This window comes from Saccharomonospora xinjiangensis XJ-54 (assembly GCF_000258175.1).
GTDB lineage: Bacteria > Actinomycetota > Actinomycetes > Mycobacteriales > Pseudonocardiaceae > Saccharomonospora > Saccharomonospora xinjiangensis.
On sequence record NZ_JH636049.1, the window covers coordinates 2,914,172 to 2,929,350 of the forward strand.

Below are 15,179 nucleotides of genomic sequence, written 5' to 3' on the forward strand. Positions count from 1 at the left end.
TCGGTGGCCTTGAGCGGCTGGAAATCCTCGCTCATGCCACCTCCGAGGTGGTGGCCTTGTGCCACTTGAACAGCTTTCCGCCGAGCCTTTCGAAACCCTCGTTGGCCAGGTAGCCGATGAGCCCGGCCACCACGGTGCCCGCGAGCACGATGTCCGTTCTGCCTGCGCCGTAAGCGGCTTCGAGGATGACGCTGCCGATGCCGATGTTCGCTCCCGCGATGAACTCCGTGCTGACGATGACGATGAGACCCACCGACGCCGAAATGCGGATGCCCGTCAACACGAACGGAGCCGCGTGCGGCAGCGCGACGGCGGTGAGAATCCCCGCCTTGCCGACCCCGCACGACCGCGCGGTGTCGATAAGCAGCGGATCGATTTCGTCGAAGGCGTAGATGGTGTTGTAGAGGATCGGCCACAACGCGGCGTACACCGCGAGAGTGATCTTCGCCTCCGGTCCGCCGCCGATCGACACCAGCACGAGCGGGATGAGCGCCACAGACGGAATCGGCCTGAGGAACTCCACGACGGCCCTTGTCGCGAGCCGCACCTTGGGGAAGTTGCCGAGGATCAGTCCGAGCGGGATTCCGATGGCCGCGGCGATGCCGAGCGCCAGCGCCCACGCGAGGACGGTGGCGACGGTGTCGCGCAGGAACTCCTCCTGCCCGAGCAGGTCCGCGATCCTGGTCAGCACGACCGTCGCGGGTGGAACGTCTTCTTCCTTGACCAGGTCGAGCCTGACCACCAGTTCCCACAGACCGAGGAAGGCGATCAGGCCGACGAGGTTTCGTACTACAGGTCGCACGTCAGCTCTTGCTCGGAGCGACAATCAGCGATTCGATGTCGAGCTTCTCCTTCAGCAACCCGAACTCCACCATCATGTCGGGAACCCGCTGGAGCCGGGAGGCGTCCAAGGTCGCGTGGAAGTTCGGCAGGTTCACCAGCGACGCGGTCGCCGCGTCGATGCCTGCCGTGTCCTGGATGACCGGCTCGATGGCATCACGGTCCTGCGCGTCCTCGGTGGCCCGCTCCATCGCCCGCTGGAAGGCGGCCACCGTCTTCGGGTTCTGCTCGACGAATTCGGAGAGCGCTCCCCATCCGGCGAGAGGGAAGTCCTTCGTCGGTCCGGTGGCGACGTCCGCGATGGGGGTCACGCCGTGTTCCTCGGCGCCCATCGTGAGGAACGGTTCGATGAGCAGACCCGCGTCAACCTGGCCCTTCGCGACGGCGGAGGCGATGTCGGGGAACGACGTCTGTACGAACTCGACGTTCTCGTAGTCGAGCCCGTTCGTCTTCATCGCCGACTTCACGATCGTGTCGGAAATCGTGTTGAGCGCCGACACCGCGATCCGCTTGCCTTCGAGATCATCGATCGACTTCACGGAGCCGCCCTTCTTCGCGACGAGCACGAAGGTGTCAGGGGCGGCGGAGACGGCGTCGGCGACGATCTTGAGATCGGCCGCCCCGCCCGTGTGTGCCATCAGGAACGGCACGTAGCTGGACTGGACGATGTCGGCGTCACCGCCGATCATCTTCTGGGTCGCGGCCTGGCCACTGGCCGCCTGCTCGATCTTGACGTCGAGGCCTTCATCCTTGAAGTAGCCCTTGTTCTTCGCGATGTAGAGCGGAGCGACGTCGATGGAGGGCAGATGAGCGACTGTGATGGTGGACTTTTCGACGGAGCCGTTACCATTTTGCGACTCCGGCGTGTCCTCCTCGCCGCTCAGCAATCCGCATCCGCTGGCGGTGGCAAGAAGTCCCGCAGTCACCACAGCTGCGGCCAGACGCGCTGGTCTGGACTTCTTTCTCGTCGTGGTGCCGTGTCGAAGCAATGCCACTCCTCAGTGAGGTTCAACAGTTTGGTGATCTGCTGACTGAGCGCGATGCCCTCCCAGATCGCTCAGTGAGCCACGGTTACTGTAGAGATTTGATGCGCTACTCACAATGCGTGCCGGTATGCGATCTATGGGTGATCTTGGTCCACTCGTTCGGGTGGTTGGTCATGTGGTCTAATTAACTCTGGGTTCAGTCGCGAGGCGCAGTTGTGTGCTCCCCAAGGGGTTGACACTCAGTGATGTCCAACGAGGACAAACCCGGAGGGCTTACATCCCTGTGGGGTCTTCGCTACATTCTGTGTCTCAACTGGGGGTCACGGAACGCCGAAGTAGTGACGGGTGGATGACTGTTTGGTGGAATCCAGGTCGATCGGTCGGGTTGCTGCCGACCGTGTGCTTCGGTACCCGGAATGCTCACTCGAGGATTGACCCTTCTGGGGGTTCCCGGCATGCTTCCGCTGCCTGGTCACCGAACGGGGGCTGGGCGTACGCAAGCGTGTGCGGAAAGTGACAAGTGCTCGGCCAGGACGCCGGTTTGGTTCCGGCTCGGACAACGATGGTGGTAAAGCGGTGCCCAAGACTGAGACCGCGGACGGGGATGGGCTGGCTCCCGACAAGGACAGCGCCCAGAGCCGGGAGGGACAGGAGAATCCTGCGCGGCAGGACGCGGCGGAACCAACCGTCGGCTCCGAGGTCACGACGTCGCGATGGAAGCTGAGCAACTGGCCGCTGCGCTACAAGCTCGCCGTCGTCCTCATCATTCCGCTGCTGACCGCACTGGCGTTCGGCAGCCTCCGCGCTGTCTCGGAGCTGAACGACGCCGCGGAGTACAGCGACACCGTCACGCAAGTCGAGGTGGCGCAGCAGGTCACGGCGCTCGTGCACGAACTTCAGAAGGAGCGCACGCTCCAGGCTGTTGACATGTCGTCCGACTGGGTCGATACCAAGACCGTCAACGATCAGACGGCGAAGGTGAACGCCGAGGTGACGCGTCTTCGCGACATGCTCGAGGAGCGGGATCTCGGTGACGAGGACCTTCAGCGCACCTATGAACGCGCCATCCAGCGGCTCAACGCCCTCGACCCGCTCCGCGACAAGATCAACAGCACGAACATCCCGGACCTCACGGTCCAGACCATCTACAACTCGATCCTGGAGCCGCTCGTCAACCTCGGCCGGACGGTGAACCTGTCCGTGACCGATCGCGAGCTGCTGCGCAGGGGCACGACGGTGCAGGCCATCACCGAGGCCAAGGAACACACGTCGCGGGAGAACGCGACCATCCAGCTCGCCGTCGGCCACCACAACTTCGTGGCCGACCTGCTCTCCCGAGCGTTGTCGTCGCAGGCGAGTGCCGAGGCTGCCGTCGGCAACTTCAGCTCCAACGCCACGCTGGGCGAACAGCAGCGTTACCTCGACACCGTTTCGGGTGCCGCCGTTGACAACAGGGCGCGGCTCATCGCCACCGCGTACTCCTCCATCAACTCGGCGGGCGGGCTGAACATCAGCTCGCGGCAGCTGTTCACCGACGGCGGCGACACGGTGGACATGATGCGCCAGATGGAGACCGAACTCCTCGGGGAACTGCGCGCACACGCCGAGACGCTCGCGGGGCAAGCCAGCCAGGCAGCCTGGGTGTTCTTCGGTCTCATGACCGCGACTCTCGTGGCCACGGTGGCGTTGACCCTGCTGGTGGTGAGGGCGTTGACCAGGCCACTGCGCACCCTGCGCTCGACCGCGCTGGAGATCGCATACGTCCGGCTTCCTGAGACGGTGCGGCGCATTCTCGCCGATCCCAACCCGATGGAGGCGTCGCGCGACGCCGTCACGCCCGTCCCCGTGCACACCCGCGAGGAGATCGGCGAAGTGGCGCGGTCGTTCGACGTCGTCCACGAGCGAGCCATCCGCCTCGCGGCCGAGCAGGCGCTGCTGCGCGAGAACGTCAACGGCATCTTCGTCAACCTCTCCCGCCGAAGCCAGCGGTTGGTGGAGCGCCAGCTCGGCGTCATCGACCGGCTCGAATCCGACGAGCAGGACCCCGACCAGCTCGCGAGCCTTTTCGAGCTCGACCACCTCGCGACCCGGTTGCGCCGTAACGGTGAAAGCCTGCTCGTGCTCTCCGGAGCGGGGCTCACCAAGACGATGTCCAAACCGGTGCCTGCCGCGGACGTCATCGGCGCCGCGGTCTCGGAGATCGAGCAGTACGCGCGGGTCGAACTCGGCACCATCCCCGAGGTCTCGGTTCACGGAAGGGCTGTGCACGACCTCGTGCACCTGCTCGCGGAACTGCTCGACAACGCGACCTACTTCTCCGAACCAGAGACCAAGATCACGGTGAGGGCGGTTGTCACGCGGCGCACGTCGCTTGCCATTCAGATCACCGACCGCGGTGTCGGCATGTCCGAGCAGCAGTTGGCGGAGGCCAACGAGCGGCTCGCCGACCCGCCGGACCTCGACGTGTCGGTGACGAGGCGCATGGGTCTCTACGTGGTCGCGCGGCTGGCCAAGCGGCACGGCATCGAGGTGCGGCTGAGGGAGAACGAGGACATCGAGGGCGGCGTGATCGCCAGGGTTGTCGTGCCGAGCGACCTGCTCACCGGTTCGGCCTCCTCGGCTTCCATGCCCTCCGCATCGTCCGCGCTGCCGCCGGCACCGCCCATCGCGCCACGCGAGACGATGTCCGAGACATCCCTGCCGTCGCGGCAGGACACGGCGTCACAACCGTCCGGCGTTCCTCCGCTGCCCGCGCCACGCAAGCCCTCCGCCAAGGCGGACCGGCCCCCGGCACCGCCGCCTGCTCCCCCCGCTGCGCCGAACCCGGAGCCGCGACCGGAGCCGCAGGCAGAGCACGGCACGTCGTCGGGTTCGCACGTCGAGAACGGCCTCCGCCCTCTGGATCAGCCCATCAGTCTCGACGACCTCGTCGGAGGCACCGGCAAGGCGGCGGGCCCGTTCATGAGTCCCGCTCCTCCCGAACCAGCACGGCAGCCGGGAGCCGAGCTGCCGCGACCTGTCGCGCCGAAGGGATCGGCAGGGCACGAAGAGCCCAAAGTGCCCAAAGTGCCCGAAGAGCCCGAAGAGCCCGAAGAGCCACAGTGGCCGGTCGAGTCTCCCGACGGCGACACGAGGGACGGCCACGTCGCTGAGGCGTACGCCTCCGAGGTGTCACCGAACGAGGAAACGCTCTACGTCCCGAAGGATCAGCATCGGGGATCCGGTGCTCCGGCGGCAGGCAGGGACGGGAGCGCACTGGAGGACGATGTACCCACCAGGAGACTGCCGATCTATCAGTCCGTGCTGTCGCGGTGGTTCAGCGAGGAGACTCCGCTCGAACCCGAACAGGCCACCGAAACAGCCGACGGTGAGGCGTGGGGTGCCGCGCCAGGGCAGGTGTCCGAACCCGAACGCCAGAAGCAGGCGGGTGCCGAGATGAACGGGGACACGGAGCAGGAAACCACCGGCACCACAACCGAGAGCGGCACCGGTGAAAGCGGTTGGCGCAGCGTGTCGGACTCCGGATGGCAGGCCGCTCACGCCCTGCTGGAGGAGCGGCACGACGAGGTCACGCCCGCCGGTCTGCCCAAGCGTGTGCCCAACGCATACTTGGTGCCGGGCTCGGTCTCGCCGAGCAAGGGGAACGCTTTCGCCGACACCACTGTCGGCGAACCGGGACGCAGTGCCGTCGCCAGATCGGCCGAGGCGGCGCGCAACCGAATGAAGAGCTTCCAGCGTGGCTACCAGAGCGGCCGCCACGCGCTCAAGGAGCCGTCGGCCCAGAGTGAGCAATTCGACGAGACGGGCAACGACACCCGTCACAACGGGGCGAAGGAGTAGAAGTTGACACGCGCGGGTTCAGCGCATCCGGGCGCGCCGAAGAAGGGCAACTCCGGACAGCAAGGCAGCTTCGCTTGGCTCATCACCGACTTCGTGCACCGGGTTCCCGGTGCGGCCCACGCTGTCGTCGTCTCGGCGGACGGGCTGTTGTTGGCGGCTTCGCGTGGCCTGCCGAAGGACAGGGCCGACCAGCTCGCCGCCGTGGCGTCGGGCCTTACGAGTCTCGCGCGCGGCGCCGCGCAGGTGTTCGAGGGCGGCCCTGTGGCACAGACGGTCGTCGAGATGGCGAACGGTTTCCTGTTCCTCATGTCGGTGTCCGACGGCTCCTGCCTCGCGGTGCTCGGCGCGCCTGACAGCGACATCGGCCTCGTGGTCTACGAGATGACGTTGCTGGTGGATCGCGTCGGTCAGCAGATGACCCCGGAGCTGAGGGCTCAGTTGCAGGGCTCCCGCCGGTAGCGGCCCGGCGAAGGTACGGGCGACGCACGCGCTTTCGCGACACGACGACGCAGTTCGGTGAGACAACGCAGTTCGGTGACAACACACTGAGGAGACCGCCGTGGATTCCGGGCACTCACGAGGTGATCGACGGCTCGACAGAGACCGTGCGGCTGGGGGTTGGCCGAGCGAGCCGGATGGCGCGGCGTTCGGCGGCCGTGACGGCCTCGGCGGCAGGGCGCGCCGTCCTTCGCGCCGGGTCGATGATCCCCTCGACACGGGGGAGTGGCTGCGTTCCGGCGGGCTCGACTCGCCGGGACCGGCGGACTTCGAGATCGCCGACTACGGCGGTTCCTCGCTGCTGTCCGGTCCCGGAGCCGAACTGTACGGAATGGGCGGGGGCGGGTTCTCCGACGCCGACAACGGCCATGGGTACGACTCGGGGTATGACTCCGCGTACGGCGGCCGTGGCGGTCACGACCGCTACGACGCCCACGAGCGCTCCGGCGCTCACAGCTACGACACCTACGACGGCTACGACAGCGGCGGGTACGATCCAGGCCCGATGTCCGGCGAGCTGCCGCCATCTCCGGTTCCTCGTCATCACAGGGACGTCGAGCACGAGGAGGTGCAGGAGTCCTCGGGCCTCGTCCGCCCGTACTTCCGTACGCGCGGCAGGACGAAGCCGGATTACGACCTGGCAATCGAGGCTCTGATCTCGACAAGTGAGCGGGGTAGGCGGTTGGAGAAGGTGCGCGTGCCGGAACACCGCACCATCTGCGGGCTGTGCCTCGACACGAGGTCGGTCGCCGAGGTGGCAGCGCTGCTGAAGATGCCGCTCGGTGTCGTGCGAATCCTCGTTGGTGACGTTGCCGGTCTCGGCCTAGTGCTTGTGCACTCCGCGTCCTCCTCCATGGTGGGAGACCGGCCCAGTATCGAGTTCATGGAAAGGGTTCTCAGTGGGCTTCGGAGAATTTGACACCTCCGCTACCGCGCCGACGACGTCAGGCCCGACCCAGTCGGCCAAGATCGTGGTCGCCGGTGGTTTCGGTGTCGGGAAGACGACGCTCGTCGGAGCTGTGTCGGAGATCGACCCTCTGACCACCGAAGCATCCATGACCGAAGCGAGCGTCTCGGTGGATGATCTTTCGCAGACGCCGAACAAGATGACCACCACGGTCGCGATGGACTTCGGCAGGATCACGCTGGACTCCGACCTGGTGCTCTACATCTTCGGCACGCCGGGGCAGCACCGCTTCTGGTTCATGTGGGACGACCTGGCGTACGGCGCCATCGGTGCGGTGGTGCTCGTCGATACCAGGAGGCTCGCCGACGCCTTCCCCTCGATCGACTTCTTCGAGAATCGGAAGCTGCCCTACGTCGTGGCGATCAACTGCTTCGACCGGCTGCTGCATCACCAGATCGAAGATGTCCGGCACGCGTTGACCATTTCGCCATCGGTGCCGATCATGGCTTGTGACGCCAGGGATCGCGAGTCGGCCAAGCAGGTGCTCATTTCCATCGTGCAGCACGCCATCGCTCACGACACGGCACTTCGTGCGGGGTGATCGGCTGGGCCACCGGCGTGATTGAGCCTGGCGGTCGGGGGAAACGGGCTCGGCAGGATTGACCTGGCTAATAGTCTTGCCGCTACAGCGGGCGGGAGGCTAGGGAGGGACAGTGACCGCATCAGCCCAGCAGGGCAGCTTCGGCTGGCTCATCACCGATTTCGTGCGCAGGGTACCGGGGGCGGCGCACGCCGTGGTGGTGTCCGCCGACGGGCTACTGCTCGCGAACTCGCAGGGCTTGCCCATCGAGCGTGCCGAGCAGTTGTCCGCGGTGGCGTCCGGCCTTGTGTCACTGACACACGGGGCCGCGCGGTGTTTCGACGGCGGCACCGTGAACCAGACCGTTGTCGAGATGGAGAACGGATACCTGTTCCTCATGTCGATCGGTGACGGGTCCTGTCTTGCCGTGCTCGCCTCGCCCGGCGCTGACATCGGCACGGTGGCGTACGAGATGACGTTGCTCGTCGATCGCGTCGGCCAGCAGCTCACCCCCGAGCCGAGGGCGAAGCTCCAGGGCGGCACGCGTGGCTGACGGCGTGGACGAGTGGGAGGCACTGAACAGACCCACCGACAGGGAAGGTTTCGACCACCCCAGCAGGTTCGACCTGAACAGCGTCTCCGGCATCACACAACTGGCGAAGCGCGTGCGCCAGCAGTCGGGACAGGCGGCGGGACCGAGCGGTTTCCCCCGCGGTGCTCCCGCCCCGTACCCGGAGGGCAGGCGCGGCGGCGTTCCCTCGCAGCCGAGGACGGCGCAGGCGCCACCGCACTTCACGCATCGTTCGCTCGTGCGGCCGTACGCGCGAACCGGGGGCAGGACGAGGCCCGCGAAGGAACTCGCGCTGGAGGCGCTGGTCGTGACCACCGACCGTGGCAGGCGCTACGAGGGTGTCGTCTCGCCGGAGCAGCGGTTCATCTGCGACCTGTGTGTCGATGTGCATTCGGTCGCCGAGATCGCGGCCTTCGCGAGGCTGCCGCTGGGCGTGGTGAAGGTGCTGGTGGACGACCTCGCGCACGCGAGGGCCGTGGACATCCAGCGGCCCGGTTTCGTCCTCGCCGACCGCGATTCCCACGACTTCATGGAGCGAATCCTGAACGGTCTCCGCTCCCTGTAATCGCCGTACGCGTGTCCGCACTTGGTGCACGCGTGTCCGCACCTCCTGCACGCGTGTCCGCACTTGGTGCACGCGTGTCCGCACCTCCTGCACGCGTGTCCGCACTTGGTGCTCTAGTCGGCTGCGTAGCTCTCGATCGAAGTCCTCGCCAGTCTCCGCAAACCTTCTGCGAGCCGGCGTTCGGAGGTGATCAACGGAACTTCCCTTGTTTCGGCGAGCGCGAGGTAGGCCGCGTCATAGGCTGATGCGTTGTGGCGCAATTCCCACACTCGGTCGGCCATCGAATCTGTCAACGAATACCGTTCGAGCCGTAAATCGTGCAGGGTGAGCCGACAGACTCCAGCGAAGTCGGCCCCGATCATGCCCCGGGAAACCATCTTGCGCAGCACGTTGAGTACTTCGTAATCAATCAATTCCGGTGCCATCATCCATTCAGCGTTCTGGACCCGTTTTGCCAAGGCGGGAATGGATTCCGGAGCTGCGGTGAGGATGTCCACCAGCGCAGATGCATCAATGACCAGCATGTTCAGCGATCCCGGTCTTCAGATAGAAGTTCGGCCGCTGTGCCGGGTGCGATCCGCTCGTAAGCGCTGGTCCTGCGCCAGTGGTCGTCGAGGGTATCCCGAATTACGGGCTTCCCTTCGAGCTGGGAGATGCGGCGCAGTAGATACTGCGAAATGGTCATCCCGTGTTCCCGTGCGTGTCGTGCGACAGCTGCGTGGAGTTCCGGTGGAACGTTGCGGATTTGAAGTGTGTCACCCATGGAATAGACTCTAGCATGCACAACGCATGCGGTCAGTCCTCGACGAGCGCGGCCGAGGTGATCCGGTGCAACGGGTAGCGCTCGCCCGTGGACGTCTCCAGCAGTCCCGCGCCCACGCGCACGGGTGTCAGGACGCGCTGGGTGGCGGTGCCGTGGGAGTCCACGAAGCCGATCCACACCTCGCGTTGCTCGTTCGCCGCCCGCGACAGCAACGCCATGGTCGCCGAGGTGTCGGCCCCACCGCCCGCAGGTAGCCGCACCACCGAACCCTTGCGACTGCGTGCCGCCCTGTCGCCTGCCCTCACGTGTGTCACGACGGCAGCGAGCTGGGCATCCGAGATGGGGCCGACCCTGGTCGGCTCCGCCTGCCTCGACGTGCGGCCACGGGCCGGGATGCGCCTGCCGCTCGGGCGGAGGTCGAGTATGCGCCCGTCCGGCCCCTTGGCTGCCGGGGTGAACCCGGCGGCACGCAGCACGTCGAGCACCTCGGCCAGCGGGTAGGGGCTGACCACGACTGTGGGCGCGATGCGGCGCAATTCCAGTTCGGAGGCCGCCTGAGTGCGCAGCACCTCGGCGAGCAGCACCTCGTCGTCACACCGCAGAAACGACGCCGCGACCCCACCGCGCAGGCGGCCGTGCCTGCGCGCGACGTCGTCGATGAGATACGACAGCGACTGCGGGACCGGCGTGCGCGACCGGGTGCGGAACAGTTCGTGCAACTCGTCGGCGGTGCGCCCGCTGTCGAGGGCCCGCCGCACCGAGGTCTCGCTGACGCGGTACATCGTGGCGTGTCCTGCCGACTCGATGTCGGCGACGGCCTCGATCCGGGCGGCGAGGTCCGGTTCGAGCGGCCCCGGGGCGACGACGGTGAGGTCGGCCTGCACGAGGATGTGGTCCACCGGCCGGGGCAGCGCCTCGGCCATGGCGGCTGCCGCGCCGTGCGCCTCGCCGTCGAGAAGCGATCCCCCTGCGGTGCTCAGCGCGCCCAGCGCCACGATGCCGAGCGCGTTCGACTCGGTCAGCACGTCGCGTACGGCCGCGTCCCGCGTGCGCCCGCCCTTGCGCGGGGCCCGCCACGTCAGCAGCGCGACGAGGTCGTCGGCAGTGACACCGGCGCCGTGTGGCAATTCGGCGAGGGTGCTGAGAGCACGGCGGCGGATCGTGGGCGCGAGAGGTCTGCGCAACTCCTCCGACAGCGGCACGACGACCTTGTCCCGCGCGTCCCTGCCACCGGCGAGCCCGGGCATCCGGGGGAGGTCCAGCCATGCCTGCGCGAGCGTCAGCCAGCGCCCGGAGGGAGGCATCGCCAGCCACGAGTCGGTCAACGTCGTAGGCACCCACTCCGGCGAGGTGTTCTCGTCGGCCGCGGCGAGGCCCGCTCCGACGACGAGTTCGACCAGCAGCGTGGCCCTTCGCTCGTCGATGTCGAGGCCGCGGGCGAGTCGCCGAAGCTCCCTGACCCCGAGGCCGCCGGATTTCAGCACGGGAGGCGGTTGCTCGGACCACGACCGCAACAGTGCCTCGGCGTGCCGGAGCAACTCCATCGCCTCCCCAGCCGCTGCGGCGTCCACATCGGACTGCTCATGCCGGTTGAGCGGCAGTTCGGGCTCGTTCAGCGCACCCGCTCCGAACACGACGCCCCCGCGCAGCGCGATCCCCACCTCGCGGGGGAGTTCCACGGTCTGCTCGTCACGCCGCACCAGCAGGCCCCTGGCCAGCAGTTTCTGCACCGGCGTCGTGGCGGAGGCCAGCGGCAGGTCGGTCGCGGCATCCCGGGTTCGCCCGACCGGAGGGCCGGAGGACAGCGTCGCCAGCAGGGCCCGCTCGTCCTCACCCACCTCGGCGAGCCGATCTGCCACCGCGTCCGCCCCGAGTTCGGCGAGTCCGGGCGAGGAGGCGCCGAGCCCTGCGGGGAAGGGGCCGAACACCTCACGCGCGGCAGGAGCGACGGTGACGGCGTCGTCCGGTCCCCATGCGAGTGCCAGCGAGCGCAGCCGTCCGAGCGAGTGCGGGGGAACATCGGTGAGCAGCTCGCGGAGGCGGCCGATCGCCACCGGGGTGTCGTCGGCCCCTGCCACCAGCAGCGTTTCGATCACGGCGAGCGTGGCGCTGTCGAGGTTCTCGCAGGCCCTCGCGACCGATCCCGCCGTGCTGGCACGGGTGGCGAGAACGTCGGAGTTCGCGGGAGGTGGAGTGGCGAGATCACGCCGCGCGCGCAGGAGATCGGCGAGGTCGTCGTCGGGCAGTGAACGCAGCCAGTCCGCGAGCGAGAGGGCGGCCATCGTCACCACCATATCCCTCGGCGTGCCACATCGGGCACACTATGGTCAGTCGTTGGTCGAACGTATGGAGGACGACGTGGGCAAGCCCGACAACCGTAAGCAGCACCGGATCGACCCGGAGTGGCCGGACGTCGAGCACCCGGTCAGCGAGCTCGCGGCCGACCGGCAGGGCGCGCTCTCTCCCTTCGGCGAGCTGACTTTCCCTCTCGACTCCGTGCCCTACGTGCATCCCGAGACCGAGATCAACAAGTCGGCGTGACGTTACCGGCGAGTCAACCATCCGCTCGGCTGTGAACCCGCCCATGCCGATAGGCTTTTCCCCCGAATCCAGCGCCAGCCTGAGCAATTGATGCGGGGGTAAGCCCATGCCCGTTCCCGGTCCCGGTTACTCGATCACCGTGCGACTGGAGGCCCCGCCGTCGGCGAGTGCGGCAGGCGACCTCACCACGGCCGTGGGAAGGGTGGGTGGTGTCCTGACGGCGTTCGACATCGTCGAGTCGCACGCGGACGCCATCGTCGTCGATATCACGGCGAACGTGTTGTCGGCCGATCACGCCGACGACATCACCACAGCACTCGACTCGCTGCCCGGCGTGCACGTGCGGAAGGTGTCCGATCGGACGTTCCTCATGCACCTCGGCGGCAAGCTGGAAGTGAGCCCCAAGGTCGCTCTCCGTAACCGTGACGACCTCTCGCGCGCCTACACGCCGGGTGTCGCCCGCGTGTGCCAGGCCATCGCGGCCAACCCCGACGACGCCCGAAGGCTGACCATCAAGCGCAACACGGTCGCCGTGGTCACCGACGGTTCGGCCGTGCTCGGTCTCGGCAACATCGGTCCTGCCGCCGCGCTTCCCGTGATGGAAGGCAAAGCGGCGTTGTTCAAGAAGTTCGCCGATGTGGACGCCTGGCCGGTGTGCCTGGACACCCAGGACACCGAGGAGATCATCAGGACGGTCAAGGCCCTCGCTCCGGTGTACGCGGGCATCAACCTGGAGGACATCGCCGCGCCTCGGTGTTTCGAGATCGAGCGCCGACTGAGGGAGCAGCTCGACATCCCCGTCTTCCACGACGACCAGCACGGCACCGCCATCGTCGTGGTGGCCGCGCTGCGCAACGCGTTGCGGGTGGTGAACAAGCCCATCGAGAAGTGCCGGATCGTGGTCAGCGGTGTCGGCGCCGCGGGGTCGGCCATCATCCGCTTGCTGCTGCGCAAGGCTCCCGCCGACATCGTCGCGGTGGACATCGACGGCATCGTCCACCGCGAACGCCCCGGCCTCGACGAGAACCTGCGCTTGATCGCGGAGCGCACGAACGCGCAGCAGCAGACCGGCACACTGCACGACGCCCTGGTGGGGGCCGATGTGTTCATCGGTGTGTCCGCACCGAATCTGTTCGGGGCCGAACAGGTGGCCACGATGGCCGACGAGGCGATCGTGTTCGCGCTGGCCAACCCCGACCCGGAGATCGACCCACTTGAAGCGCAGCGGCACGCCGCCGTCGTCGCCACGGGGCGCAGCGACTACCCGAACCAGATCAACAATGTGCTGGCGTTCCCCGGTGTCTTCCGTGGCCTGCTCGACGCTCAGGCACACAAGATCGACGACGACATGTTGCTCGCCGCGGCCAATGCCATCGCCGACGTCGTTGACGACCGCTTGAACGCCTCCTACATCGTGCCCAGCGTGTTCGACACGGCCGTGGCGCCTGCCGTCGCCGAGGCCGTCAAGGCCGCTGCCCGGGGGGACGAAGTAGTCTCGACGTCGTGAGTGAACTGAGCCACCTCGACGACGCGGGCGCGGCCAGGATGGTCGATGTCTCGGCCAAGGACGTCACCGCGCGAACGGCGGTGGCGCGCGGCTCGCTCCGCACGACCTCCACGGTTCTCGGGCTGCTGGCAGAGGGCGGTCTGCCCAAGGGTGACGCGCTCGCCACCGCCCGCATCGCGGGGATCATGGGGGCGAAGCGGACCTCCGAGCTGATCCCGCTGTGTCACCAGATCGCGCTCACCAGGGTGGATGTCGATTTCGAGCTGACCACCGACGGTGTGGACATCACAGCCACGGCGCGCACCAGCGACCGCACGGGTGTCGAGATGGAGGCGCTGACCGCCGTCGCCGTCGCCGGACTCGCCCTGCACGACATGATCAAGGCGGTTGACCCCGAGGCGATGCTCGACGGCGTGCGGTTGGTGCGCAAGGAAGGCGGGAAGTCGGGCGTGTGGCAGCGGGGCCAGGATCGCCGCGAGGCCGACGTGGCGGAGCAGACAGGGGAGGACGCGTGAATCGCACGGCGCGAGTGATCGTGGCGTCCAACAGGGCGGCCGCGGGTGTCTATCCCGACCGCACCGGCCCGGTGATCAAGGAGTGGCTCGAACGGCGCTCGTTCGACGTGGCCGAACCCCAGGTCGTGCGGGACGGTGAACCCGTCGCCACGGCGCTGCGCGCCGCGCTCGCCGAGGACGTGGACCTCATCGTCACCACGGGAGGCACCGGGGTCTCGCCAACCGACCGGACGCCGGAGGCCACGGCGGGTGTGCTCGATCTCGAACTGCCGGGCCTGGCCGACGCCATCCGAGCGCAGGGGCAGGGCACGGTTCCCACGGCCATGCTGTCGCGTGGTCTCGCGGGCGTCGCGGGCCGCACACTCGTGGTGAACCTTCCCGGCTCGCGTGGCGGCGTCAACGACGGCCTCGCGGTGCTCGACAACGTTCTCGATCACGCGCTCGACCAGATCGCCGGTGGAGACCACCACCGGCCCGCGCGGGGCGTCGCGGAGGGCAGGCACGGCAGCGAGGCGGTGCACGATGTCTCCGCGGTCCACGAGGTGAACGGCGACGGCGCTGGGCCGAGGGTGGCTCTGGCACACGTCACCGAGGAGGACCTCTCGGTGGAGGAACACGCCCGCCTCGTGGCCGAAGCCGGAGCAGGTGCGGTGGTGACCTTCGGCGGTGTGGTGCGCGACCACGACAACGGGCGCACCGTGACGTCCCTGCACTACGAGGGACACCCCACCGCCGGTGAGGTGCTGGCACGGGTCGTCTCCGACGTCGTCGCCCACCGCGACGGGGTCCGCGCCGTGGCGGTCAGCCACAGGCTCGGCACGTTGAAGATCGGCGACGTCGCGCTCGCCTGCGCGGTGGCCGCCGACCATCGCGCGGAGGCGTTCGCCACATGTTCCGATCTCGTCGATGAGGTGAAGGCACGCCTTCCGGTGTGGAAGCACCAGTGGTTCGGCGACGGCACCGACGAGTGGGTCAACTCGCCCTGAGCCGCCGAGCCTCTACCGAGGCCGGGACGCCACTCGCCGGTACCGGTGTGGACCTGGAGTCCTGCGGTCCCACTGTTCGT

General features: G+C 67.7%; 15 protein-coding genes. 10 read left to right on the forward strand and 5 right to left on the reverse strand.

Features of this window, described 5'->3' with window-relative positions; translation table 11 throughout:
* Positions 1-31 precede the first annotated feature (31 nt).
* Both SACXIDRAFT_RS13055 and SACXIDRAFT_RS13060 read right to left on the reverse strand, forming a co-directional pair.
* Positions 32-802, reverse strand: a complete 771-nt coding sequence (locus tag SACXIDRAFT_RS13055; protein ID WP_006239036.1) for an ABC transporter permease — start codon at positions 800-802, stop codon at positions 32-34.
* Between the two features lies 1 nt (position 803).
* On the reverse strand, positions 804-1,829 hold the full coding sequence (locus SACXIDRAFT_RS13060; protein ID WP_006239037.1) for an ABC transporter substrate-binding protein: 1,026 nt from the start codon (positions 1,827-1,829) through the stop codon (positions 804-806).
* A 573-nt stretch (positions 1,830-2,402) separates the two neighbouring features.
* Between SACXIDRAFT_RS13060 and SACXIDRAFT_RS13070 the strand changes: the two genes are divergently transcribed.
* From SACXIDRAFT_RS13070 to SACXIDRAFT_RS13095, 6 genes are all read left to right on the forward strand, one after another.
* A complete protein-coding gene (locus SACXIDRAFT_RS13070; RefSeq protein ID WP_006239038.1) occupies positions 2,403-5,666 on the forward strand; it encodes a sensor histidine kinase in 3,264 nt (1,087 codons plus the stop codon).
* A gap of 3 nt (positions 5,667-5,669) precedes the next feature.
* Positions 5,670-6,125, forward strand: coding sequence for a roadblock/LC7 domain-containing protein (locus tag SACXIDRAFT_RS13075; protein WP_005441445.1), 456 nt, complete (start codon positions 5,670-5,672; stop codon positions 6,123-6,125).
* A gap of 100 nt (positions 6,126-6,225) precedes the next feature.
* The gene (locus SACXIDRAFT_RS13080) at positions 6,226-7,083 is read left to right on the forward strand and encodes a DUF742 domain-containing protein (RefSeq protein ID WP_006239039.1); all 858 of its coding nucleotides are present in this window, start codon (positions 6,226-6,228) and stop codon (positions 7,081-7,083) included.
* Positions 7,064-7,672 (forward strand): GTP-binding protein, encoded by a 609-nt coding sequence (locus tag SACXIDRAFT_RS13085; RefSeq protein WP_006239040.1) that lies wholly within the window; start codon positions 7,064-7,066, stop codon positions 7,670-7,672. Before SACXIDRAFT_RS13080 ends, SACXIDRAFT_RS13085 begins: the two co-directional genes overlap by 20 nt.
* 112 nt (positions 7,673-7,784) lie before the next feature.
* Entirely contained in the window at positions 7,785-8,204 is a 420-nt protein-coding gene (locus SACXIDRAFT_RS13090; RefSeq protein WP_006239041.1) for a roadblock/LC7 domain-containing protein, read from the forward strand.
* Positions 8,197-8,787: a DUF742 domain-containing protein gene (locus SACXIDRAFT_RS13095; RefSeq protein ID WP_006239042.1), complete on the forward strand. Its 591-nt coding sequence runs from the start codon at positions 8,197-8,199 to the stop codon at positions 8,785-8,787. The genes SACXIDRAFT_RS13090 and SACXIDRAFT_RS13095 overlap by 8 nt, the downstream gene beginning before the upstream one ends.
* A gap of 113 nt (positions 8,788-8,900) precedes the next feature.
* Here the strand turns inward: SACXIDRAFT_RS13095 and SACXIDRAFT_RS13100 are convergent, their stop codons facing one another.
* From SACXIDRAFT_RS13100 to SACXIDRAFT_RS13105, 3 genes are all read right to left on the reverse strand, one after another.
* On the reverse strand, positions 8,901-9,311 hold the full coding sequence (locus tag SACXIDRAFT_RS13100) for a type II toxin-antitoxin system VapC family toxin (RefSeq protein WP_006239043.1): 411 nt from the start codon (positions 9,309-9,311) through the stop codon (positions 8,901-8,903).
* A 2-nt stretch (positions 9,312-9,313) separates the two neighbouring features.
* On the reverse strand, positions 9,314-9,472 hold the full coding sequence (locus tag SACXIDRAFT_RS23070) for a hypothetical protein (RefSeq protein ID WP_157599665.1): 159 nt from the start codon (positions 9,470-9,472) through the stop codon (positions 9,314-9,316).
* 110 nt (positions 9,473-9,582) lie between these two features.
* Positions 9,583-11,832, reverse strand: a complete 2,250-nt coding sequence (locus SACXIDRAFT_RS13105; RefSeq protein ID WP_040922636.1) for a helicase-associated domain-containing protein — start codon at positions 11,830-11,832, stop codon at positions 9,583-9,585.
* 64 nt (positions 11,833-11,896) lie between these two features.
* Here SACXIDRAFT_RS13105 and SACXIDRAFT_RS13110 point away from each other — a divergent pair, with 64 nt between their 5' ends.
* From SACXIDRAFT_RS13110 to SACXIDRAFT_RS13125, 4 genes are all read left to right on the forward strand, one after another.
* Complete coding sequence (locus SACXIDRAFT_RS13110; RefSeq protein ID WP_083840111.1) at positions 11,897-12,091, forward strand: hypothetical protein; 195 nt, start codon at positions 11,897-11,899, stop codon at positions 12,089-12,091.
* Positions 12,092-12,197: 106 nt separating this feature from the next.
* Positions 12,198-13,598: an NAD-dependent malic enzyme gene (locus SACXIDRAFT_RS13115; protein WP_006239047.1), complete on the forward strand. Its 1,401-nt coding sequence runs from the start codon at positions 12,198-12,200 to the stop codon at positions 13,596-13,598.
* Positions 13,595-14,113, forward strand: coding sequence for a cyclic pyranopterin monophosphate synthase MoaC (gene moaC / locus SACXIDRAFT_RS13120; RefSeq protein ID WP_006239048.1), 519 nt, complete (start codon positions 13,595-13,597; stop codon positions 14,111-14,113). Before SACXIDRAFT_RS13115 ends, moaC begins: the two co-directional genes overlap by 4 nt.
* A complete protein-coding gene (locus SACXIDRAFT_RS13125) occupies positions 14,110-15,099 on the forward strand; it encodes a molybdenum cofactor biosynthesis protein MoaE (protein WP_006239049.1) in 990 nt (329 codons plus the stop codon). The genes moaC and SACXIDRAFT_RS13125 overlap by 4 nt, the downstream gene beginning before the upstream one ends.
* The last annotated feature ends 80 nt before the right edge of the window (positions 15,100-15,179 follow it).

What these genes read in the sequence shown, in the direction of transcription:
- SACXIDRAFT_RS13100 (WP_006239043.1), bottom strand. Translation starts at nt 9,311, where the DNA reads ATGCTGGTCATTGATGCATCTGCGCTGGTGGACATCCTCACCGCAGCT.
- SACXIDRAFT_RS23070 (WP_157599665.1), bottom strand. Translation starts at nt 9,472, where the DNA reads ATGACCATTTCGCAGTATCTACTGCGCCGCATCTCCCAGCTCGAAGGG.
- SACXIDRAFT_RS13105 (WP_040922636.1), bottom strand. Translation starts at nt 11,832, where the DNA reads ATGGCCGCCCTCTCGCTCGCGGACTGGCTGCGTTCACTGCCCGACGAC.
- SACXIDRAFT_RS13110 (WP_083840111.1), top strand. Translation starts at nt 11,897, where the DNA reads ATGGAGGACGACGTGGGCAAGCCCGACAACCGTAAGCAGCACCGGATC.
- SACXIDRAFT_RS13115 (WP_006239047.1), top strand. Translation starts at nt 12,198, where the DNA reads ATGCCCGTTCCCGGTCCCGGTTACTCGATCACCGTGCGACTGGAGGCC.